The sequence below is a fragment of the Uliginosibacterium flavum genome (genome assembly GCF_040566545.1).
Taxonomy (GTDB): domain Bacteria; phylum Pseudomonadota; class Gammaproteobacteria; order Burkholderiales; family Rhodocyclaceae; genus Uliginosibacterium; species Uliginosibacterium flavum.
The window spans coordinates 285,474-307,290 of sequence record NZ_JBEWZI010000002.1 but is presented as its reverse complement, the minus strand read 5'-3'; the positions used below and the strand labels follow the sequence as shown (position 1 = coordinate 307,290).

Sequence of the window (21,817 nt, the reverse complement as noted above, 5' to 3'; positions counted from 1 at the left end):
AGTGCTAGCCAGGGCTGCGGGACGGGGTGGGCGTTGGTCTCGGTGATGATCCCTGCCTACGTGCAGGCTGCCTTTGTCGAGCAGGCGGTCGAGTCCGCCCTAGGGCAAACCTGGTCGAATCTGGAAGTTATCGTCTGCGACGATGCCTCGCCAGACGACACGCTGGCTCGTCTTGAGCGTTTTGATGATCCACGTCTGAAGATCGTTCGCAACGAACGTAACCTTGGCCGCGTGGGTAATTACCGTCGCCTGTTCTACGAGTTGGCAAGCGGGGATTACGTCGTCAATCTGGACGGGGACGATTACTTCCTCGATCCGGGCTTTATTGCAGAAGCCATGTCTTTCTTTGAGGAAGATCCTGCGTGTGTGATGGTTGCCGGGTATGCATCAACGTCTGAGAACCCGGAGCAAACGTTTGGTGTGACGCTTGGCGTGCGTCGGGTTTGCGGACTTGTGCTCGTGGCGGAGTTGCCCGCAGAGCATCAGCTCATGCACATGGCTGTCGTGTACGACCGCAAGAAGGCCTTCTTGCTTGATTTTTACCGTTCGCCCGCGATCAGCTCCGACTGGGAGTCTTTGTACCGACTGGCGACGCAGGGGAATGTGGTCTTGTTGGATCGCTGCGTCGGCGTCTGGCGTCAGCATGGAGGCAATACTACGGCGACAGCCAAGGGGCCTCAGCAGCTCGACAACCTGCGCATCTGGGCATCGGTTGTCGCGGCCGCGCGTGTGGCGGGAATGCCCGCCTGGCTGGCGACCTGGCTGCGCCTGCGTTGCGAGGCGCACGGGTTGTCTGCTGTGTGTGTAACGGTTTCGCGCGAGGGCGGCGGCGAGGTCTTGCGGCTCTTGCGTATGGCATGGACTGTGTTCGGCGTCCGGATGTTGGCGTGGGCGGTGTATCCGCCAGCTGTGTTGCGGATTTTGGCGGGCCTTACTGGTTATTATCGCAGGCGCTATCCGGACGGGGAGGGCAAAGCGTGAACGAGCAGAGTCGCCCCTTGTTTACGGTGTTCACGCCGACGTACAACCGCGCCTCCGTGCTGCATCGCGTGTATGACAGTTTGTGCGCACAGATCTGTCGCGACTTCGAATGGTTGATCGTCGATGATGGCTCGACCGACAACACACGTGAGTTGCTTGAACGCTGGCAGGCGGAGGCTGATTTTCTGGTGCGTTACGTGTGGCAAGCGAACGGCCACAAGAAAGCGGCATTCAATCGCGGGGTTGTTGAGGCGCAGGGCGAGCTCTTTTTGCCGCTCGATAGTGATGATGCCTGCCCTGCCGATGCACTGGGGATATTCCGTAAGCATTGGTTGTCCATTCCTGCCGGGCGGCATGAGGAGTTTTCTGGCGTCAGCGCCTTGTGCGTGGATGAGGCCGGGCAGTTGGTGGGCCAGCGCTTCCCGCAGGATGTGATGGAGAGCTCGCCGCAGGAGATGGCGTATCGCCATCGGGTTGGCGGGGAGAAGTGGGGCTTCATCCGCACGGATGTGCTGCGACAATTCCCTTTTCCGCAAGACCTTCCCGGGCATGTTCCCGAGGGGGTGGCGTGGGGGGCTATCGGCGCGCGGTACAAGACCTTGTTCGTAAACGAGGTGGTGCGCGTGTATTTTCACTCCAGGGACTCGATCATGGTCACCGGTGTGCAGGATGCGCGCCGCAATGCGGCCGGTCAGGCCTGCTGGGCGCGGCAGGTCTTGTCGCAGGAACTGGGCTGGTTCCGCTTTGCGCCCCTCTGGTTTGTGCGCATGGCGGTGAACTGGGCGCGATTCAGTTTGCATGATCGTGCTGCGCGTGGCGTTATTCTGGCTTGGCCGCAAGGCTTTGCTGCGCGGGCGCTGTGTGCGCTGTGCTTTCCGGCTGGCGCCTTGCTGGCCTGGCGGGATCGGCGGCGCTGCGGAGTGGCGTCTTGAAGACGGTGTTGTTCGTGATTCCCTCCCTGCACGGCGGTGGTGCGGAGCGGGTGATGCTGATCTTGCTGCAGCATTTTGACCGCACGCGCATTCGTCCCGTGTTGGCCGTGGTGGATATGCGCGATGCGGCGTATCGAGATGCCGTGCCGGCCGACGTGGAGCTGATCGACTTGGGCTGCACGCGGGTGTTGGCAGCGCTGCCGAAGATCATCCGCCTGCTGTGGGCGCGGCGGCCCGAGCTGCTGTTCTCCACGCTGGGCCACCTGAATCTGGCCCTGAGTCTGATGCGGGTCTTCTTTCCGCGTGGCTTGCGCCACGTAGCTCGCGAGACCATGGTCGTCAGCGAATACCTGCGTGAATTCCGCCGGCCGCGCCTGTGGGCGGCGCTGTATCGCCACGCCTATCGACGCGTGGATCGTCTGGTCTGCCAGTCGTATGACATGCGTGATGATCTGGTCGCGCACTTTGGCTTTCCGCTGAACAAGACTCGGGTAATCCGCAACCCGCTTGCGTTGGAGACGATCCGGGCGCGCGGCGCGGAGGCCTTGCCCGCCGAGTTCGCTGCATGTGTGCCGGGGCGTCTGCGCTTTGTCGCTGCCGGTCGTCTGGTTGCGCAGAAGGGCTTCGACCTACTCGTTGCGGCGGTGGCACAATGCCCGGCGCTGGATCTGCAGCTAGACATTCTTGGCGAGGGGCCGGAACGCGAACGCCTGCAGGCGCAGATCGATGCCGCCGGGCAGGGGGGGCGCATTTACCTGCGCGGCTTTCAGTCCAATCCCTACGCGTGGTTTGCCGCGGCTGATGGCTTCGTGCTGAGTTCGCGTTACGAAGGCTTCTCGAATGTGGTGCTCGAATCGCTGGCCTGCGGCACGCCGGTGATCGCCACGCCTTGCCTTGGTGGTGTGCGCGAGGCGCTGGCCGATGTTCTCGCCTGCGAGATTGCCGAGGCGATCAGTGCGGAGGCGCTCGCGGCGGCATTGCGGTGCTGGGCTGCGCGCAGGCCGGCACGGGTGTTGCCGGATGTCGTGGCGCCCTATGCTGTTGAGCGCATTGTTCGGTTGTACGAAGAATTGTTGCTTGAGGAGGTGGATGAGTGAGGGTGTGGGAGGGAAGGGTGAAGGGTGAAGGGGCATGGGTCGTGTACGACCTGCCCGGAGATCCTCTGTGGGTGAGGATCTTCAGTGTGCCCGCCGGGAGATCTTCTATGGGCGATGGTCTTCAAGGGGTAGGGCTGGGTAAGCCCGCCAGTTGCGGTTCTCCAGATGGCAGGGCGCGGGAAGTATCTGGTTTTTCTCTTCTCCCTTCTCCTTTCTCTCTTCCCTCTACAGCCCTTTTCATGCGAGGGGGGCAGCCATGAAGGTCGTCTTTGTAATTACTGGTCTGGTCGCTGGTGGAGCAGAAAACATGTTGCTCAAAGTGCTGCAGCATGGCCAGCATCTGCAGGGGGCTACGGTTATCACGCTGCGTGCTGGCGGCGATTTGTTGCCCAAGTATCAGGCGGCGGGGATTCATGTTGAAGCGCTGGATATGCATCCAGGGTGGCCGAATCCATTCGCCATTCTTCAGCTGGCCAGACGTTTGCGCGAGCTGAATGCAGACGTGGTGTCGACCTGGATGTACCACGCAGACCTGATTGGCGGGTTGGCGGCGAAGCTGGCGGGCGTGCCGGTTGCCTGGGGTATCCGGAATTCCGGGGTGGATGAGCGCTTGACCAGTCGTGCCACGCGTGGCGTTATCAAGTTGTGCAGCTGGCTTTCCGGCCCCGTGCCGGACGCCATCATCACTTGTTCGGTGCGGGCGCGCGACCTCCATGTCGAGGAAGGATATCGGCCCGAAAAATTCTGCATGATCCAGAACGGATTTGATCTGCAAAAGTTTGCGCCAGATCCTGTCGCACGCGAAACCGTGCGGGCTGAGCTGGGCTTGCCCGAAGATGCCTTGCTGCTGGGTTTGTTTGCGCGCTATTCGCCTCAGAAAAATCATGCTGGATTTCTTGAGGCGGCTGGATTACTGCTGAAAATGCGCCCGGGTGTGAATTTTGTCATGGCTGGCGTTGGCGCAACTGGTGACAATGTCGAATTGCGCGGATTGATTGAGCGGCACGGTCTGACTGGGCGGGTACATTGCCTTGGCTTGCGTCACGATATTCCTCGATTGACCGCGGCGCTTGATCTGAGCTGCCTGGCGTCCATTTTCGGCGAGGCTTTCCCGAATGTGCTGGGGGAGGCGTTGGCTTGCGGAGTGCCTTGCGTGGCGACGGATGTGGGCGACTCGGAAGCGATTGTCGGCGATTGCGGGAAGGTCGTTGCGCCAGGCGATGTCCGCGCACTGGCTGAGGCGATGCAAGCAATGTTGTGTTTGTCGGCAGCCGAAAGGCAGATCATGGGTGCACGCGGGCGCGAGCGTATGCTGGAGGGGTTTGAAATCCGGCAGGTGGCAGGCTTGTACGAAGAAATTTTTAAGCACTTGTCGTCTTTACGGCAGGGGTAATCAGGCGGGATTGCGCTATGTGCGGGTTTGCTGGTTTTTTCTCGATGGGTGGGGCACGTGAGGGTTGGTCAGGCGCACTCGCGCGCATGACTGATCGCATCACCCATCGCGGGCCGGATGATTCCGGGCAATGGCTGGATGAAGCGGCGGGTATTGCGCTGGGGCATCGCCGCTTGTCGATTCTGGATTTGTCGGTGGCAGGACATCAGCCGATGCTGTCGCCTTGTGGGCGCTATGTGATTGCCTTCAATGGTGAGGTCTATAACCACCTGAAGCTGCGTGAGGAGCTCGAGGCCTCTGGCGCCGCACCGGCCTGGCGGGGGCATTCCGACACCGAGACGCTGCTGGCCGGGTTCGCATATTTGGGTTTGAAGGCTACGCTGGAGCGCGCCATCGGGATGTTCGCGCTTGCGTTGTGGGATCGCCAGGCTCAGACGCTTTCGCTGGCCCGTGATCGCCTGGGCGAGAAACCTCTGTATTTCGGCTGGCAGGGTGAATACCTGTTGTTCGGCTCGGAACTCAAGGCGCTCAAGGCGCATCCGGCGTTTTGTGCAGGGGTCAATCGTGACGCGATTACCCAGCTGCTGCGTTACAGCTACATTCCTGCACCTCACTCGATCTACAGTGGTATCCAAAAATTGCGGCCGGGCAGTGTGCAGGTGTTTTCTGCTCGCAGCCATGAGGGCGTATCGGAGCTTTACTGGGATCCGCAGGCGATGGTGGCGCGGGGGGTTGTCGAGCCGGATCATCACACCCAAGAAACGGCGGTGGATGAGTTGGAGCGTTTGCTCAAGGATGCGGTGGCGCAGCAGATGGTGGCCGATGTGCCGCTGGGAGCTTTCCTGTCCGGCGGGGTGGATTCCTCGGTGATTGTGGCGCTGATGCAGGCGCAGTCCTCGCGGCCGGTGAAAACCTTCACTATTGGCTTTCACGAAAAGGAGTACAACGAGGCCAACCATGCCAAGGCGGTTGCGCGGCATCTGGGGACGGAGCACACCGAGCTGTATGTGACGCCGCAACAGGCGATGGATGTCATCCCCTTGTTGCCCAGCCTCTATGACGAGCCCTTCTCGGATGCGTCGCAGATCCCGACCTATCTCGTGTCGAAGCTGGCGCGTGAGCATGTGACGGTTTCGCTCTCGGGTGATGCGGGGGACGAGCTGTTTTGCGGCTATACGCGTTACCTGATTGCCAAACGCATGTGGGGAAAACTCTCGCGCATGCCCGGCTTCGTTCGCAAGGCGATGGGTGGGGCGATTCATGGTCTGTCGCCGCGCGCCTGGAATCGGCTATTGGGGCCGCTGGCGCCGGTGATGCCGCGCTCGCTGCGCCACGGCAATATTGGTGACAAGCTGCATAAGGGCGCACGCGTGCTGGGGGCCGATTCGCCCTTGGTACTGTATCAGATGCTGATATCGCATTGGCATTGTCCGGCAGCGCTGGTGATTGGTGGCTCGGAGCCTCCGGTTTGTCTGACAGACGGCAGCATGATTGTCGAGGGCGCCAGCTTTGTCGAGCAGATGATGGCGATGGATCTGACGGCCTATCTGCCGGATGACATCCTGGTGAAGGTGGATCGGGCTGCGATGGGCGTGTCGCTGGAGACGCGTGTGCCGATGCTTGATCACCGGGTGGTCGAATTTGCCTGGCGCCTGCCCATGCACATGAAATTGCGAGGGCATGACACCAAGTGGGCTCTGCGCGAAGTGCTGTATCGGCATGTGCCGCGCGAGCTGATTGAGCGGCCCAAGATGGGCTTCGGTGTGCCGATTGGCGACTGGTTGCGTGGCCCGCTACGTGACTGGGCTGAGGATCTGCTGGATGAGTCCCGCCTGCGTCGCGAAGGCTATCTGCAGCCTGCCCTGATTCGTCTGCGTTGGGCTGAGCATCTCTCTGGCCGGCGTAACTGGCAGTATCCACTGTGGGATGTCCTGATGTTCCAGCAGTGGCTGGCACATCAAGGCGAGGATCTTTGATGCTTGGTGTACGCAAGAAAAAGCTGCTCTTCTTCGTGGCCGAAGACTGGTACTTCTGTTCCCATCGTTTGCCCTTGGGTGTTGCTGCGCGCGAGGCGGATTATGAAGTTACGGTGGTGACCCGGGTGCGTGAGCACGGGGAACAGATCCTGGAGGCGGGCCTGAGGCTGATCCCGATCGAGCTGGAGCGCCGTAGTGCGAATCCTTTGGCCGAGATCCGTTTCTTGTTTCAGCTCTGGAAAATTTACCGGCAGGAACAACCCGACCTTGTGCACCATGTGTCGCTCAAGCCGGTTCTTTACGGAAGTCTGGTGGCCATGCTGGCGGGCGTGCCGCGTGTGGTGAATGCGATGGCAGGGATGGGAATCCTTTTCAGCTCGACTTCGCTTAAGGCCCGCGTGTTGCGCGTGCCGGTGCTGGTGGCATTCCGCGTGCTGCTCGGGGGTGGGCGCAAGCGCATGATCTTGCAGAATCCGGATAACGTTGCAGAGATGGTTGGCGCGCGCATTGTGTCGCTGGAACGGGTGCGCCTGATCAAGGGGGCGGGGGTGAATCTTGCCGAGTACGCGCTGAGGCCCGAGCCTGATGGCGTGCCGCGAATCGTGCTGGTTGCGCGCATGCTGTGGGACAAAGGTGTCGGCGATTTTGTAGCGGCAGCCCGACTGTTGCGTCAGCAAGGGGTGAGCGCCGAATTTCTGCTGGTGGGTGAGCCGGATGACGCGAATCCCGCCACTATTTCTACAGCGCAGCTTCAGAGTTGGCAGGACGATGGCGTTGTTCAATGGTTAGGGCGGCGCAGTGATGTGCCGGCGATTCTGGCTTCCTGTCATATCGCCTGTCTGCCTTCCTATTACGGTGAGGGTGTGCCTAAGTCATTGTTGGAGGCTGCCGCGTGCGGCCGGGCAATTGTAACGACCGATGCGCCGGGGTGCCGTGAGGTTGTTCGTGATGGAGAGAACGGTTTGCTGGTCCCCGTAAAGGACGTCGTTGCATTGGCGGGCGCAATCAAGGTTCTTGTTGAAGACCCCGCCCTGCGTGTCCGTATGGGTGCAGCGGGTCGGCGACTGGCCGAGGCTGAGTTCTCGGTGGAGTCGGTCGCACAACAGACTTTGCAGGTTTACGCGGAGCTGCTTGAGGCATGAGAATTCTGGTGACGGGTGCAAGCGGATTTGTGGGCAAGGTGTTTTGCGCGACAGCCATTGCGCACGGGCATTCTGTTCGGCAAGTGGTGCGTACACAGCCCGCTGACGGTTTGAGTGAATGCTTTGTTGGCGATCTGGCGACGACGCAGGACTGGTCGGCCGCGTTTGCCGGGATTGATGTGGTGGTGCATCTGGCTGCGCGGGTGCATCAGATGCGTGAGGATCGCAAACACGCCGCCGCTGCTTATCATAGTGTAAATGTGGATGCTACCCGGCGTCTGGTTCAACAGGCTGCAGCCGCCGGGGTCCGGCGCTTTGTGTTCATCAGCAGCATCAAGGTTAACGGCGAGTCCTCGGGGGGGCAGGCCTTCATCGAGGAGTCCAGACCCGGCCCGCTGGATTTGTATGGCAGTTCGAAATGGTTGGCTGAGACGGCGCTGCAGGAATTCGCCGAATCGCATGGCATGGAGTGGGTGGTGCTGCGGCCGCCGCTGGTTTATGGCGCGAATGTCGGCGGGAATTTTCGCAAACTGCTACGTCTGGTAGATCATGGCTGGCCTTTGCCGCTTGGGCGGGTACAGGCCCGACGCAGCTACGTGAATGTGTGGAATTTTGCCGAGCTGATCCTGCTGTGCTGCGATCGTCCTGCTGCGGCCAACCAACTGTTTCTGGCCGAGGATCTCACCTTGAGTACGCCCGAGTTGGTGCACCGCATCGCAGTGGCAATGGGCAAGCGGTCGGCATTGTTGCCGTTCCCGCTCTGGATATTGAGGTGCTGCGAAGTGCTACCTGTCCTGGGGCCTGCATTCCGGCGGCTGATTGGCACGCTTGAAGTGAGTTCGAGCAAAGCGCGACGCTTGCTGGGCTGGAACCCTTCCGTGTCTGCGGAGGAGGCATTGCAACGGACGGTTGAGTATTATCTGACGCACCACAAAGGTTGATCGAATGAAGATCTGGCTGTGTTTCGCAAGCATGATTCTGGCGTTTTTGGGGACGCTGCTTTTGCGTCGTTATGCCCTGGCGAAGCAGATCATTGATGTGCCCAATGCGCGCAGTTCGCATACCGTGCCGACGCCACGTGGTGGCGGTGTAGCCATCGTTCTGGCATTTCTGTTGATTCTCACCGGCTGGTTTCTATACGGCGACATGGCCACAGACTTGTTTTGGGCTTTGTTGCCTGGCGGCGCGCTGGTCGCCATTGTTGGCTTCTGGGATGACCATTCATCGTTGTCGGCCAAGCTGCGATTTTCTTTTCATCTGCTCGCAGCGGCTTGGGCGGTTTTTTGTCTGGGCGGATGGCCGAGCCTGGATCTGGGGTTTACGAGCTTTGCGTGGGGATGGTTCGGCGCCGGCGTCGCCGGTCTGGCGCTGGCCTGGGCCATCAATCTGTACAATTTCATGGACGGCATTGACGGCCTTGCTGGGATGCAAGCCGTGTTTGTCGGTGGCGCCGGTGGGGCTCTACTCTGGCTGGCTGGCGCGGATGGCATGCCGCTGTTTTTGCTGGCGGCGGCTTCCACGGGCTTTCTTCTCTTGAACTGGCCGCCAGCGCGTATCTTCATGGGCGATGCGGGCAGTGGTTTTCTGGGCTACAGCTTTGGTGTAATGGCCTTGCATGCGACGGCGTTGGGCACGACAGCGATCTGGCCGTGGACGATTCTGTTAGGCGTCTTTCTGGTCGATGCCACGCTGACACTGGTTCGGCGTGGGCTGCGCGGCATCCGGGTGACCGATGCGCATCGCACGCATGCCTATCAGTGGGCGTCGCGTCGTTTGGGCGCGCACAAACCTGTGACACTATCGGTCTTGCTCATCAATATTTTCCTCTTGCTGCCACTGGCCCTGGCGAGCATGGTTTGGCCGCTGTGGGCACTGTTGTTTGCAGGCCTCAGTCTGGCCGCACTGATCTGGTTGGCCTGGCGCTTCGATGCCGGGCTGCCTGAGTCGGATAAAATCAACGCCTGACAAGGTGATGCTGAAAATGAGTCGAAAATCCCTGCTGGTCTTCCTGTTCGATCTGGGCGTGGCCGCACTGGCGTGGTCAGGCGCATTCTGGCTGCGGTTTAATTTCTCCTGGCCTGACGAGTACGCGCAAACCATTTTTGTCGGTCTGGCGGTGATCCTGCCGGTGCATGCCTTGATGTGCTGGATTGCTGGCCTGTATCGGGGCCTGTGGATTTTTGCCAGTCTGCCGGATATGAAGCGGGTGTTGAAGGCGGTGGCTGGATCGCTGGCAGCGATGGTGGCGTATGCCATGCTGTTCCATCCGCTGCCAGCGGTGCCGCGTTCGCTGATTGTGCTCTATCCTTTGTTGTTGACCGTATTCATGGGCGGCGGCCGGATTGCCTATCGCATGTGGAAAGAACATCGCATGTTTGGCGCGCTGGTGGGCCAGGGTAAGCCGGTGATCGTGATCGGCGCCGGCCGCGCTGCGGCCATGCTGGTGCGGGATATGGAGCGAAGCCCGGACTGGCGCGTGGTGGGCTTGCTGGATGACAGCGCGGGCAAGTGGGGGCGTGAGCTGGGCGGGCATCGCGTTGTCGGCGCGATAGCCTCTTTGCCCGAGATTGCCGGGGACCTGAAAGCGCGCCATGTCATTCTATCGATCCCTTCCGCTTCGGTGGAGTTGCGTCGCCGGGTGGCTGATCTTTGTGCGCAGGCAAATCTGCAGTTGCTGACGGTGCCCGCGCTCGAAGACATCATGTCCGGCAGTATTTCCGTGAATAGCATCCGCAAAGTGGGGATTGAGGATTTGCTGGGTCGCGAGACGGTTTGCATCGATACCGCGAATGTGATTGGCTTGTTGTCGGACAAGACGGTATTGATCACAGGGGCCGGCGGATCCATCGGCTCCGAGCTGTGCCGACAGATCGCCCACTTTGCGCCTGCACGCTTGATCTTGCTGGAGCAGAGCGAATTTGCCCTCTATACGATTGACCAGTGGTTTGCGCAGTATCAGCCTGTGCTTGAAGTCGTTACGCTGGCCGCTGACGTGAAGGACGCCACGCGTCTGGATGAGATTTTCGAGACCTATGCTCCGCAGGTAGTTTTCCATGCTGCTGCCTACAAGCATGTGCCTTTGATGGAGGTGCGCAATGCCTGGCAGGCCGTGCGCAATAACGTGCTGGGCACTTTGACGGTGGCACGCTGTGCGCAGAAGCATCAGGCGCAGCGCTTCGTGCTGATTTCGACCGACAAGGCAGTGAATCCGACCAATGTCATGGGCGCGACCAAACGCCTCTCCGAGATGTTGTGTCAGGCCTTGTATGCTGCGCAGCCCACGACACTTTTCGAAACCGTGCGCTTTGGTAATGTGCTTGGCAGTAATGGCAGTGTCATCCCGAAGTTCGAGGAGCAGATTGCCTGTGGCGGTCCGATCACGGTGACTCACCCGGAAATCACCCGTTACTTCATGTCGATTCCGGAGGCCGCGCTGCTGGTTTTGCAGGCTGGCGCGATGGGCGAGGGCGGCGAGATCTTCGTGCTCGACATGGGCGAGCCGGTGAAAATCGTCGATCTGGCGCGCAACATGATCCGCCTTTCAGGTTTTACTGAAGACGAGATTCGCATCGAATTTACGGGCTTGCGGCCTGGCGAAAAGCTCTACGAAGAGTTACTGGCCGATGCTGAACGAACGCGTGCAACGCCGCATCCCAAGTTGCGAATTGCGTGCTCCCGACCTGTGGCCGTCGATCTCATCAACGAAGTGGAGGCCTGGCTGGATCAGGGCGCCAGCCCTGCCGATGAGCAAGTGCGCGCGGGCTTACGGCGTTGGGTGCCTGAATACGAGCCGATGCAGCAAGCCACGCCTGCCAGCCTGGCAGCGGGTGGCTTCCTGCGCTCGGTGCAATGACCCGTTTCCGCTATGTGATCGGCGATGTGCAGGGCTGCGCCGAGCCGCTGCAGGCATTGCTGGCACAGTGCGATTTTGATCCTATCCAAGATCAGCTCTGGCTGGCGGGTGATCTGATCAATCGTGGGCCGGGCAACGCAGCCGTGTTGCGTTATTTGCGCAGCCTCGGCGAGCGAGCCACCTGTGTGCTCGGCAATCATGACTTTTTCTTTCTGGCCGTGGTGGCTGGTGCGGTCGAGCAAGGCGCGGACGACACGTTGCAGGATCTGCTTGACGCACCGGACTGTGAGGAACTGGTCGACTGGTTGCGCCATCTCCCTTTGTTCCACGTCGAAGACAGCTTCGCCATGGTGCATGCGGGCCTGCTGCCGCAGTGGAGCATCGCGCAGGCGCAGTCATTGGCGCACGAGGTGGAAGTTGCCTTGCAAAGCTGTGACTGGCAAGCCTTTTTGCGCGGTCTGTGGGGCAGCAAACCGAAAAACTGGAGCGACGATCTGCAAGGGCCGGACCGCTTGCGCATCATCGTCAATACCTTGTGCCGCCTGCGTTTCCTGCGCCTCGACGGAAGTATCGATCTCAAGCCCAAGGGGCGACCGGAAGAAACGCCGACCCATGTGCCGTGGTACGAAGCAGCCGATGCACGCTGGCGCAGCCATACGATTCTGCATGGGCATTGGTCGGCGCTGGGCTTTCGTGAGACCGGGCAAGTGATTGCCCTGGATTCCGGCTGCGTGTGGGGCGGCGCGCTGACTGCGTGGCGTCTGGAAGACGGGCAGGTTTTCCAGCAGGCCTGCGCTTGTGCTGAGTCCTCGGGCAAGCGGGATTGAGCTGGGGACTCTCGGGACTCGGAATTAGGGGGACATGCTTGTAGAGCCTTTCCCGGTAAGCGTCTCCGGGCAGGCGTGCTGAAGAGGCTTGATCAGTGCGGCTCTCGAGGTGCGGCATCGTTGGTTTTGTAGGAGCGGCTTCAGCCGCGAAGTCTTTTGCGGCTGAAGCCGCTCCTACAATTCTCAGCACTCAGCACTGAATTTAATACAGCTTCGCTTCCCCCGGCGGGCGGGTCTTGAAGCGTTTGTGTACCCAGTAATACTGTTCCGGGTGTTTGCGGACTTCGGCTTCGATGAAGGCGTTCATGCGTGCGGTGTCGGCGACCGGGTCTTCACTCGGGAAGTCCTGCCAGACATCGCCGAATTCACAGACGTAGCCCTTCGCATCCGGTTTGGCGAGGATGATCAGCGGGATCACGACGGCGTTCGCCAGACGCGCGATACGTGGCAGGCCGGGCACAGTGGCTGCCTGCACGCCGAAGAAGGGCACGAAGATCGAGTCGCGCGGACCGAAGTCCATATCCGGCAGGTAGTACAGCGGGCGGCCGGTTTTTAGGGCCTTCACTGCACCACGGATGCCGTCCTGACGCGACAGCAGCTGCTGATTTCCGAAGCGTGTGCGCCCGTGCAGGAGCATTTTTTCCAGTAGCTTGTTGTTCTGCGCCGAGAATACGCTGACGACGTCAATCTCCAAGCCTAGGCGATTGCCGGCGTCCAGATTGGTGAAGTGCGGGGTCAGCAAGATGATCGCGCGACCTTCGCGCTGCAGTGCTTGGAGTTTCTCCAGTCCGCGCAGCTCGACCAGACGCCGGATGCGCGCTTCGGAGGCCCACCAGACGATGCCGCGTTCCAGAAATGAACGGGTGACAGCTACTACATTGCGGAGCGCCAGCTTGCGGCGCTCGCTTGCTGTAAGTTCGGGAAAGCACAGGCGCAGGTTGGTCAGCACGACGCGGCGACGCGGCACGACCAGCACATACAGCAGGTGGCCGAGAAGCCAGCCACAGGCGGCTTGAACCGGTAGTGGCAGCCAGTGCAGCAACCACAGAAAAGCGAGAAAGATGCGTGTCATTCAGCGTCAGGAGCAAGGGGTGAGGGGGAAGCATCGGCCGAAGGAGGCGGCGGCGCACCGGCCGGGGTTTTGTAGCGGTTATAGCCCCACAGGTATTGCGTCGGGCATTTGCGGATCACGTCTTCGACAGCGTGATTGATGGCATGCACGCGTTCTTCCAGGCTGCCTTCGATTGGTGTTTGTGGTGCGAAGATATGCAGGCGCCAGCCCTTGCCGACGATGCGTTCGCCCCAGAACAGCAGCACGCGGGTGTTCTTCACCTCGGACAGGCGTGCGGCCAATGTCATGGTGTAGGCAGGTTTGCCGAAGAAGGGGGCCCATACGCCTTCACCCTTGCCCGGCGCCTGATCGGGCAGCAGGCCGGTGGAGACGCCTTGGCGCAAACCTTTGATGATGTGTCGCACTCCGGCCAGATCCGCCGTGGCCAGGGTGAGTTGACCACGCGCGCGCCCGGCGCGCAGGATCTGTTCAATGCCGCTTTGTTTGGGCGGGCGATACAGCACGGTCATCGGCAGGTGTGTGCCGAAGTACTGCGAGGCGATTTCGAAGCAGCCCATGTGCGGGGTCAGGGCGATGATCGTGCTGCCCTCTGTGTGCGCAGATTCGACAAGATCCCAGCCGACTACTTCGACGATGTGCTGCAGGACTTCGTCGAGTGGGCGCAGCCACACGAAGGGCAACTCCAGCATCATGCGGCCGGTTTCACTGGCGTTGGCGTGCAGTTCTGTACGCGTCGGGTTGCGTCCCAGACCGCGCGCCATGTTCTCCTGCAGGCGGCGACGGTAGCTGCCCGACAACGCGTAGGTTGCCAGTCCGGCCCAGCCGCCCAGGCGATGCAGCGCAGGCAGCGAGAAGCGGCCGAACAGGCGGAACAGGGGTGGAAGCAGGCGGTTGAGTGACACGTTTGGCTGCATGGGCAGGGGGAAAAGGGCTTGCATTATAGGGCGAGGCGGGGGCTATAATCGCGCACCGCCGAGTTAAGACAACTTGCAGGGCGGTTGTGCAGCGCAAGCCGCACACACAAATTCTGCTAAAGCGTCGACCACTCGAAACCCCGGAGTCGGCCGCGCCGACGATCATCCGGGGTTTTTGCTTTTGTGGAGTGCCTTATGGCCAATGATTTTCTTTTTACCTCCGAGTCCGTCTCGGAAGGGCATCCGGACAAGGTTTCCGACCAGATTTCCGATGCGATTCTGGACGCGATTTTCGAGCAGGATCCGCGTTCGCGCGTGGCGGCCGAAACCCTCTGCAACACCGGCCTGGTCGTGCTGGCCGGTGAAATCACCACCAACGCCCACGTCGATTACATTCAGGTCGCCCGCGATACGCTCAAGCGCATCGGCTACGACAACACCGAATACGGCATCGACTACAAGGGTTGCGCAGTCATGGTCTGCTATGACAAGCAGTCCAACGACATCGCTCAGGGCGTCGATCACGCCTCTGACGATCACCTGAATATCGGCGCCGGCGATCAGGGCCTGATGTTTGGCTACGCCTGCGATGAAACCCCCGAGCTGATGCCCGCCCCGATTTATTACGCACACCGCCTGATGCAGCGTCAGAGCGAGCTGCGCAAGGACGGCCGTCTGCCCTGGTTGCGCCCGGATGCGAAGAGTCAGGTAACTTTCCGTTACGTGGATGGCAAGCCGGTCGAGATTGACACCGTGGTGATCTCCACCCAGCACAGCCCGGATCAGAGCGAATCGCCGACCAAGATGAAAGCCAGCTTCACCGAAGCCATCATCGAAGACATCATCAAGGCGGTGATTCCGGCGGATCTGCTGAAGAAAACCAAGTATCTGGTCAATCCGACAGGGCGTTTCGTGATTGGCGGCCCGCAAGGCGATTGTGGCCTGACCGGCCGCAAGATCATTGTCGACACCTATGGCGGCGCCTGCCCGCATGGCGGCGGCGCGTTCTCCGGCAAAGACCCGACAAAGGTCGACCGTTCGGCCGCCTATGCCGCCCGCTATGTGGCGAAGAACATCGTCGCTGCCGGTCTGGCGCGCGAGTGTCAGGTGCAGGTGGCTTACGCCATCGGCGTGGCAAAGCCGATGAACGTGACCGTGTTCACCAACGGTACCGGCGTGATCTCGGATGAGCGCCTGTCGGCACTGGTCGACGAGCATTTCGACCTGCGTCCGAAAGGCATCATCCAGATGCTCGACCTGCTGCGCCCGATCTACCAGAAGACTGCTGCATATGGCCACTTTGGCCGTGCCGAGCCAGAATTCACCTGGGAGGCTACGGATAAAGCGGCTGCACTGCGCGCGTCCGCCGGACTTTGAGTCTGAGACAGCCTGGCGTCTGCCAGGCTTGATCCAGGATTGCCAAAAAGGCTGCCGCGCGCAGCCTTTTCTTTGTCTGTGGAAAGCCTCACTGCGCCTTGGTTTACAGCCGTCTCGCCGTAAAGCATGATGACTCCTATTTTGCTTCGCCACGCTTCAGAAATGGGCTGGCAACTGCGGTTTTCAGTACTTGGCGAATAGGGCTGGTGCGTATTCAGAAATGCGCCGGAGTGCCGTTTACAAGCTCTGATCTGCGCTTTTTCCCATCACTCAGGGCCGCCCTCGTGACGCACGACAGTTCGCAAGCTGAACCCCTGTTTCTGTTTGCAGAAGAAGCTCAGGAGCTCCATGAGCTTGTTCCGGAGGCTTTGCGTTGGCGTTGCCTGATCGTCGACGACGACGAAGGCGTGCATCAGTCCATGGTGTTTGCCATGAACAATCTGGTGGTGGAAGGTGGTCTGATCGAGTGGCTGCATGCGTATTCGGCCCGCGAGGCGTATGCCTTGCTGCAGCGCGAGAAGGATGTGGCCCTGATCGTGCTGGACGTGGTGATGGAGCATGAGCAGGCCGGCCTTGATCTGGTCAAGTCGATTCGCACTGAATTGAAGCTGATCGATACCCGCATCATCCTGCATACCGGCCAGCCCGGTTTTGCACCCGAGATCACGGCGATCCGCGATTACGATATCAACGATTACCGGACCAAATCCGAGCTCACCCGCAATCACATTTTTACCTGCTTGGCTTCGGCAATCCGTACCTATCGGCAGATACGCAGTATCGAAGCCAGTCGGCAGCAACTACGCCGCATCATTCAGGGCGGTAGCGCCTTGATGAGCCTGGAGGATGACGAAGCGTTCGCGCGCGGGGTGCTTGAGCAATTCGCGGCAATGCTGCAGGTGGCGTGCGCGGGCTTGGCGCTGCTGCGGCAGGCCGGTGACGTCTGGGCTGACGTGCGCGTATTGTGTGCCACCGGCGCGCGCAGCGCAGCGCAGGGGCTTCCGCTGTCCAGCCTGCTGGATGCCGACCTGACTGGCGCCTGTTTGCGCAGCCTGGAAAATCAGCGAGCCGAATGGTGCGCGCAAGGGGTCGCCTTGAGCATCCCGGCGCGCGATGGCTGTGTGCTGAGCCTGTATCTCGACGCGTCTGCGCTGGTGCGCCGTCAGGTGGATGACAGCGTGCTGGAAACCTTTGCGGCGCAATTTGCGGCTTGTCTGGACAACCGCTCTTTGCTGGCGCGCCTGCACCATGATGCCTTCTATGACCGTTTGCTGGGCCTGCCGAATCGCCGCTGCCTGAGCGAGTTGCTGGATGCGCGCTGTGCCGCAGGTACGCAGGGCGGCTGGGTGTTGGCCTTGATTGATATTGACCGTTTTGGCGAGATCAATGAGGCCTTGGGCCAGACTTTTGGTGACGCCTTGTTGCGGGCGCTGGGTGAGCGTTTGCGTGCGGGCGTGCCGGCTGAGGCGATGCTGGCACGCTTGTCGGCGGATATTTTTGCGGTGCTCGGCCCGCAGGATTGCGTGCTGCCGGAGACTTTACTGCCGATGTTTGCGACGCCGCTTTCGGTGCTGGGTGAGGAGAGCATGGTGTCGGTCACTATGGGCCTGACGCGCCTTGTGGATGTGGAGGCCAGTGGCGGCGCCGCCGCGCTGGAGGCCGGGTTTCAGGCCTTGCGCACGGCCAAGTCTACGCAGCGTGGGCAGTTGGCCTGGTATACGCCGGAGATTTCACGTCAGACCCATGATCGTGTGACGCTGCTGACCGGTTTGCGAACGGCCATGCGCGCCGAGGGTTTGTTTGTGGTGTATCAGCCGCAGATCGCATTGAGTGACCGTCGTCTGATCGGGCTGGAGGCGCTGGTGCGCTGGCGCACCGAGAGTGGTGAAATGATCGGCCCGGATCGCTTCATCCCCGTCGCGGAGCAGTCCGGGCTGATTCGCGAAATTGGTTTTTTCGTGCTGCGGCGGGCTTGCAGCGTCCTGGCGCTCTTGCATGGCGAAGGCTGCCAAGGTTTGCGCATGGCAGTCAATGTGTCGGCGATCCAGTTCCGCCATCCGGCGTTTCTGGCCGAACTGCGCCAGATCATCGGTGACTCGGGGATTGACCCGTGTTGTCTGGAGCTTGAGATCACCGAATCGATTGCCATGGAAGATGCCGTGTATGTCCGGGAAACGCTGGACGCCTTGCACGGTATGGGGATTCAGCTGGCGGTGGATGACTTTGGCACCGGCTACTCTTCGCTGGCGCAACTCAAGGGCATGGCGGTCGACCGCCTCAAGATCGACAAGGCCTTTGTCTGCGATCTGGACGAAGCCGGGGCTGATGCCAGCATCGCCGGGGTGGTAATCCAGTTGGGTCAGCGCCTGGGTAAAGAGGTCATTGCCGAAGGCGTGGAAACTGAGGCGCAGGCGGATTTGCTCAAGCGCATGGGCTGTCCCGAAGCGCAGGGTTATCTGTTCGGCCGACCGATGCCGCTGGATGATCTGCGTGCGTGGATCAGGCGATCGAGGGCTGGCTGAAAAGCCTCTACCCGCTTGACTCTTCAGCATGCATGCCCGCAGATGGCCGTGGCATGCACCTCTTCAGCATCCTGTTCTCGCTTAGCTTGGCGCTCCGGGCGGAGCCCCGGGAGCAACCCGAGGCAGGTCGAGGATGAAGCGGCTGCCTTGACCGGGCGTGCTGTGTACTTCAATGCTGACGGACATCTCTTCGTTGGTGTCCGAGAGGGCGTGCGTGCGTTCCTGGATGCGCTCTTCCAGCTGTTCGTTGGCATCGCGGAGGGCTTGTTCGCGTGAGCGCATCACGTCGAACATCTGGTGCAGACCGTCCAGGAGTTGAGAGTATTCGCATACGTGGCTCCTGGGCCAGGTGAAATCGAAGCCTTGCTGGGCAGGCGCGACAGATCCAGCCCGAGCAGATCGGTGCGCCGCAGGCTGCTGTAGCCGTGCAGGCTGACATGCGTACACGTCGTTCGGCGTCGCCAGATAGACAGCCTGAAACACGTTGTTGGAGGTCATCAGCCAGTCCAGAACCTCCTGTGGTTTCAGGCGCGAGAGGTTTTGTGTGCGCAACTCTTTAGCGTCAAAGCGCTGCGAAGCGAGCGGCCCTTGCAGATACAGGCTGGTTTGCAGTGCCAGCGTGCGGGCCAGGGCAGTATTCGCGGCGACCGCCTCTTGTTCCAGACGCGGCATCAACCAGATCCGGATCGCTACGCCACCCAGCAGGGCTGGCAGCAGACCCAGCAACAAGGCTGTCAGTGTCAGGATACGATGCTAGGAAAGCATGACCTGATCCGGATCAGTGCTGTGCTTCGAACCGTGCGTTGCGAACGACTGTCATGAACTGCGGGCGGCTGGCGTCGCCAAAGGCATCAAACACCACTTGCCCTTGCAAGGCCTGGAAAGTCTTGCGGCGCAGGAGTTCGGCTTTGATTTCCTTGCGCTGATCGGTACGGCTCAGCACGTCCAGCGCCACATTGGCGGCATCGAAACCGGCCACACTGGCATAGCCCGGCTCTTGACCGAAACGCTTGAGGTAGGCCTCGCGAAATTTGAGGTAGTTGGCCGAGGCGTCGTTGCGGTCGAAATACTGTTCGACCAGCATGCCCTCGGCGTGCACGCCACCCAGCTCGATCAGGCGTTCGGTTGCAGCCCAGCCTGCGCCGGCGATCTGCACCGTGTTGTTTTGCTGGCGGATCTTTTGCGCCAGCATGCCCGCATCCACCGTGTTGCACACCAGTGAGATGACGTCTGGCCGGCTTTTGAGCAGTTGCTGCGCCAGCGCGCCGTAATCCGGACTCTGGCGCGAATCGAACTCCACAGCGGCAACGATTTTGCCGCCCGCCTGTTCGAACGCGAGGCGGTAATCTTCCAGCCAGCTCAGGGTGTAATCACGATTGGCCAGATCCACCAGCACTGCCGCATGCGACAGATTATTTGTATTGCGTTGGAAGTCGGCCATGCTGCGACCATAAACGCTGGTGCTGGAGACGACACGGAAAAAATTATCGTCCTTGCCCGACAGGCGCGTGGTTGTCACCGTGCCGCCGATTATGACCAGACCGGCAGCCTGTGCTTCGGGCAGCGCTGCAACGGCAACCGAGCTGGTCATCGGGCCAACGATCAGACTGACGCCCTCGGCGGCCAGCGCCCGCACGGCATCGCGTGCTCCGGCGTCGTCCTGGCGATCATCGCGCACCAGTAAATTAACCTGCCGCCCCTTGATACCGCCTGCCTGATTGCGCCATTCCACGGCCAGTTGTGCGCCGTTGCGCCCGGCCGTGCCGAGATCGGCAAAGCGCCCCGATACCCCGCCGATGAAACCCAGCTTGATCGGCTCCGACTGGACGCAGGCTGCCAGCAGCGCCAGGGTCGGTACTAGACAGCAAGCATGAAAACGCATGGCGGAATCCCCGGGTTTGGCCGTAAGCCGAATGGGTGCGGCAGTACTGATATCGGCAGCTGGGCTTCGCGTCTTGAGGTGGATTGCTGTGTTGTTCCTGACCGAAGCATGCCTTGAAAGCCGCTCTGCGCTTGGGTCTTCGGCATGGCATGTTGAAGGTGGCCGTTGCACGCGGCTCTTCAGAGGGCTCTGTTAGCATGTGTTTCAGGGCTGGCTTCGGCGGAATTTGTCGCTATAATCCAAAACTTCCGAGGAGCGCTGCGAGGTCATCACGATCCCAGGCTCGGAACCCGCAGCTGTTCTGCGGCGGGTCAAGATTCAACCGCGCTCACCAGTTCAACCGTGCCGGGCACGGGGTAGACGGTGAGCCGCATCCAGCCTCATTTCTCCCGTTCCGGCCACTTGTTCAAGGAGAACACCGTGGCTAACACCTTTACCGATTACGTTATTTCCAGCGATCCCAAATTGGCCGATGCCGCTTGGGGCCGCAAGGAAATTCTCATTGCCGAAACCGAAATGCCGGGCCTGATGGCCATTCGCGAAGAATTCGCGAAAGTCCAGTCGCTCAAGGGCGCGCGCATCACCGGTTCGCTGCACATGACCATCCAGACTGCCGTGCTGATCGAGACGCTGACCGCGCTCGGCGCCGAAGTCCGCTGGGCCTCGTGCAACATCTTCTCGACCCAGGATCACGCCGCTGCTGCCATCGCCGCTGCCGGCATTCCGGTCTTCGCCGTCAAGGGCGAAACCCTCACCGAATATTGGGATTACACCCACCGCATCTTCGAATGGGCGGATGGCGGTTATTCCAACATGATTCTGGATGATGGCGGCGACGCCACGCTGCTGCTGCATCTGGGCGCCAAGGCCGAGAAAGATCTGTCGGTCATCAGCAAGCCGGGCTCGGAAGAGGAAACCATCCTGTTCGCCTCGATCAAGGCCAAGCTGGCGATCGATCCGACCTGGTATTCCGTGCGTCTGGCCGCCATCAAGGGCGTGACCGAAGAAACCACCACCGGCGTGCACCGCCTGTATCAGATGCACGCCCGCGGCGACCTGAAGTTCCCGGCGATCAACGTCAATGACTCGGTCACCAAGAGCAAGTTCGACAATCTGTATGGCTGCCGCGAATCACTGGTGGACGGCATCAAGCGCGCCACCGACGTGATGATCGCCGGTAAGGTCGCCCTGATTGTTGGTTACGGCGACGTGGGCAAGGGCTGCGCCCAGGCCATGCGCGCCCTGTCGGCACAGGTCTGGGTCACCGAAATCGACCCGATCTGCGCGCTGCAAGCAGCCATGGAAGGCTACCGCGTCGTAACCATGGAATATGCGGCTGAAAAAGCCGACATCTTCGTGACGACCACCGGCAATTTCCACGTGATCACGCACGACAACATGAAGGCGATGAAGAACAACGCCATCGTCTGCAACATCGGTCACTTCGACAACGAAATCGATGTCGCGTCGCTGGAGCAGTACCAGTGGGAAGAGATCAAGCCGCAAGTCGATCACGTCATCTTCCCTGACGGCAAGCGCATCATCTTGCTGGCCAAGGGCCGTCTGGTGAATCTGGGCTGCGGTACGGGCCATCCGAGCTACGTGATGTCTTCATCATTTGCCAACCAGACCATTGCGCAGATCGAATTGTTCACGCGTACCGCCGAGTATCCGGTGGGCGTCTATACCTTGCCCAAGCATCTGGATGAGAAGGTCGCGCGTCTGCAGTTGAAGACGCTCAACGCCCAACTCAGCGAGCTGCGTCCGGATCAGGCCGCCTACATCGGCGTGCCGGTTGAAGGCCCGTACAAGGCCGATCACTACCGTTATTGATGCCGTGCCTGCACTG

At 60.7% G+C, this 21,817-nt stretch carries 17 protein-coding genes and 1 riboswitch; of the genes, 13 read left to right on the top strand and 4 right to left on the bottom strand.

Annotation, left to right across the window (positions count from 1 at the left end):
- Positions 1-45 precede the first annotated feature (45 nt).
- From ABXR19_RS03105 to ABXR19_RS03060, 10 genes are all read left to right on the top strand, one after another.
- Positions 46-981 (top strand): glycosyltransferase family 2 protein, encoded by a 936-nt coding sequence (locus ABXR19_RS03105; RefSeq protein WP_354599616.1) that lies wholly within the window; start codon positions 46-48, stop codon positions 979-981.
- Positions 978-1,913 (top strand): glycosyltransferase family 2 protein, encoded by a 936-nt coding sequence (locus ABXR19_RS03100; RefSeq protein ID WP_354599615.1) that lies wholly within the window; start codon positions 978-980, stop codon positions 1,911-1,913. Before ABXR19_RS03105 ends, ABXR19_RS03100 begins: the two co-directional genes overlap by 4 nt.
- Positions 1,914-1,918: 5 nt before the next feature.
- Positions 1,919-3,010, top strand: coding sequence for a glycosyltransferase (locus tag ABXR19_RS03095; RefSeq protein WP_354599669.1), 1,092 nt, complete (start codon positions 1,919-1,921; stop codon positions 3,008-3,010).
- 256 nt (positions 3,011-3,266) lie between these two features.
- Positions 3,267-4,403, top strand: coding sequence for a glycosyltransferase (locus ABXR19_RS03090; protein WP_354599614.1), 1,137 nt, complete (start codon positions 3,267-3,269; stop codon positions 4,401-4,403).
- Positions 4,404-4,420: 17 nt separating this feature from the next.
- A complete protein-coding gene (gene asnB / locus ABXR19_RS03085) occupies positions 4,421-6,379 on the top strand; it encodes an asparagine synthase (glutamine-hydrolyzing) (protein WP_354599613.1) in 1,959 nt (652 codons plus the stop codon).
- Entirely contained in the window at positions 6,379-7,521 is a 1,143-nt protein-coding gene (locus ABXR19_RS03080; RefSeq protein WP_354599612.1) for a glycosyltransferase family 4 protein, read from the top strand. Before asnB ends, ABXR19_RS03080 begins: the two co-directional genes overlap by 1 nt.
- The gene (locus ABXR19_RS03075) at positions 7,518-8,462 is read left to right on the top strand and encodes an NAD-dependent epimerase/dehydratase family protein (protein WP_354599611.1); all 945 of its coding nucleotides are present in this window, start codon (positions 7,518-7,520) and stop codon (positions 8,460-8,462) included. Before ABXR19_RS03080 ends, ABXR19_RS03075 begins: the two co-directional genes overlap by 4 nt.
- Positions 8,463-8,466: 4 nt before the next feature.
- A complete protein-coding gene (locus tag ABXR19_RS03070) occupies positions 8,467-9,486 on the top strand; it encodes an MraY family glycosyltransferase (protein WP_354599610.1) in 1,020 nt (339 codons plus the stop codon).
- A 16-nt stretch (positions 9,487-9,502) separates the two neighbouring features.
- A complete protein-coding gene (locus tag ABXR19_RS03065) occupies positions 9,503-11,374 on the top strand; it encodes a polysaccharide biosynthesis protein (RefSeq protein ID WP_354599609.1) in 1,872 nt (623 codons plus the stop codon).
- Positions 11,371-12,201, top strand: coding sequence for a symmetrical bis(5'-nucleosyl)-tetraphosphatase (locus tag ABXR19_RS03060; protein WP_354599608.1), 831 nt, complete (start codon positions 11,371-11,373; stop codon positions 12,199-12,201). Before ABXR19_RS03065 ends, ABXR19_RS03060 begins: the two co-directional genes overlap by 4 nt.
- 202 nt (positions 12,202-12,403) lie before the next feature.
- Here ABXR19_RS03060 and ABXR19_RS03055 read toward each other — a convergent pair whose 3' ends face one another.
- Together ABXR19_RS03055 and ABXR19_RS03050 are read right to left on the bottom strand one after the other, a co-directional pair.
- The gene (locus ABXR19_RS03055) at positions 12,404-13,273 is read right to left on the bottom strand and encodes a lysophospholipid acyltransferase family protein (protein WP_354599607.1); all 870 of its coding nucleotides are present in this window, start codon (positions 13,271-13,273) and stop codon (positions 12,404-12,406) included.
- Positions 13,270-14,175 carry a lysophospholipid acyltransferase family protein gene (locus ABXR19_RS03050; protein ID WP_354599606.1) on the bottom strand — a complete coding sequence of 302 codons (906 nt, stop codon included), beginning with the start codon at positions 14,173-14,175 and terminating at the stop codon, positions 13,270-13,272. The genes ABXR19_RS03055 and ABXR19_RS03050 overlap by 4 nt, the downstream gene beginning before the upstream one ends.
- 207 nt (positions 14,176-14,382) lie before the next feature.
- Between ABXR19_RS03050 and metK the strand changes: the two genes are divergently transcribed.
- Together metK and ABXR19_RS03040 are read left to right on the top strand one after the other, a co-directional pair.
- Entirely contained in the window at positions 14,383-15,564 is a 1,182-nt protein-coding gene (gene metK / locus ABXR19_RS03045; RefSeq protein ID WP_354599605.1) for a methionine adenosyltransferase, read from the top strand.
- A gap of 284 nt (positions 15,565-15,848) precedes the next feature.
- Positions 15,849-18,086 carry a putative bifunctional diguanylate cyclase/phosphodiesterase gene (locus ABXR19_RS03040; RefSeq protein WP_354599604.1) on the top strand — a complete coding sequence of 746 codons (2,238 nt, stop codon included), beginning with the start codon at positions 15,849-15,851 and terminating at the stop codon, positions 18,084-18,086.
- An 81-nt stretch (positions 18,087-18,167) separates the two neighbouring features.
- On the opposite strand, the gene ABXR19_RS03035 is transcribed toward ABXR19_RS03040, so the two are convergent.
- Entirely contained in the window at positions 18,168-18,812 is a 645-nt protein-coding gene (locus tag ABXR19_RS03035; RefSeq protein WP_354599603.1) for an ATP-binding protein, read from the bottom strand.
- A 52-nt stretch (positions 18,813-18,864) separates the two neighbouring features.
- Positions 18,865-19,968, bottom strand: coding sequence for an ABC transporter substrate-binding protein (locus tag ABXR19_RS03030; RefSeq protein WP_354599602.1), 1,104 nt, complete (start codon positions 19,966-19,968; stop codon positions 18,865-18,867).
- Positions 19,969-20,212: 244 nt separating this feature from the next.
- A riboswitch (S-adenosyl-L-homocysteine riboswitch) is annotated at positions 20,213-20,305 on the top strand.
- Between the two features lie 83 nt (positions 20,306-20,388).
- Here ABXR19_RS03030 and ahcY point away from each other — a divergent pair.
- Complete coding sequence (ahcY, locus tag ABXR19_RS03025; protein WP_354599601.1) at positions 20,389-21,801, top strand: adenosylhomocysteinase; 1,413 nt, start codon at positions 20,389-20,391, stop codon at positions 21,799-21,801.
- Positions 21,802-21,817: the final 16 nt, after the last annotated feature.

What these genes read in the sequence shown, in the direction of transcription:
- ABXR19_RS03105 (WP_354599616.1), top strand. Translation starts at nt 46, where the DNA reads ATGATCCCTGCCTACGTGCAGGCTGCCTTTGTCGAGCAGGCGGTCGAG.
- ABXR19_RS03090 (WP_354599614.1), top strand. Translation starts at nt 3,267, where the DNA reads ATGAAGGTCGTCTTTGTAATTACTGGTCTGGTCGCTGGTGGAGCAGAA.
- asnB (WP_354599613.1), top strand. Translation starts at nt 4,421, where the DNA reads ATGTGCGGGTTTGCTGGTTTTTTCTCGATGGGTGGGGCACGTGAGGGT.
- ABXR19_RS03080 (WP_354599612.1), top strand. Translation starts at nt 6,379, where the DNA reads ATGCTTGGTGTACGCAAGAAAAAGCTGCTCTTCTTCGTGGCCGAAGAC.
- ABXR19_RS03075 (WP_354599611.1), top strand. Translation starts at nt 7,518, where the DNA reads ATGAGAATTCTGGTGACGGGTGCAAGCGGATTTGTGGGCAAGGTGTTT.
- ABXR19_RS03070 (WP_354599610.1), top strand. Translation starts at nt 8,467, where the DNA reads ATGAAGATCTGGCTGTGTTTCGCAAGCATGATTCTGGCGTTTTTGGGG.
- ABXR19_RS03065 (WP_354599609.1), top strand. Translation starts at nt 9,503, where the DNA reads ATGAGTCGAAAATCCCTGCTGGTCTTCCTGTTCGATCTGGGCGTGGCC.
- ABXR19_RS03060 (WP_354599608.1), top strand. Translation starts at nt 11,371, where the DNA reads ATGACCCGTTTCCGCTATGTGATCGGCGATGTGCAGGGCTGCGCCGAG.
- ABXR19_RS03055 (WP_354599607.1), bottom strand. Translation starts at nt 13,273, where the DNA reads ATGACACGCATCTTTCTCGCTTTTCTGTGGTTGCTGCACTGGCTGCCA.
- metK (WP_354599605.1), top strand. Translation starts at nt 14,383, where the DNA reads ATGGCCAATGATTTTCTTTTTACCTCCGAGTCCGTCTCGGAAGGGCAT.
- ABXR19_RS03030 (WP_354599602.1), bottom strand. Translation starts at nt 19,968, where the DNA reads ATGCGTTTTCATGCTTGCTGTCTAGTACCGACCCTGGCGCTGCTGGCA.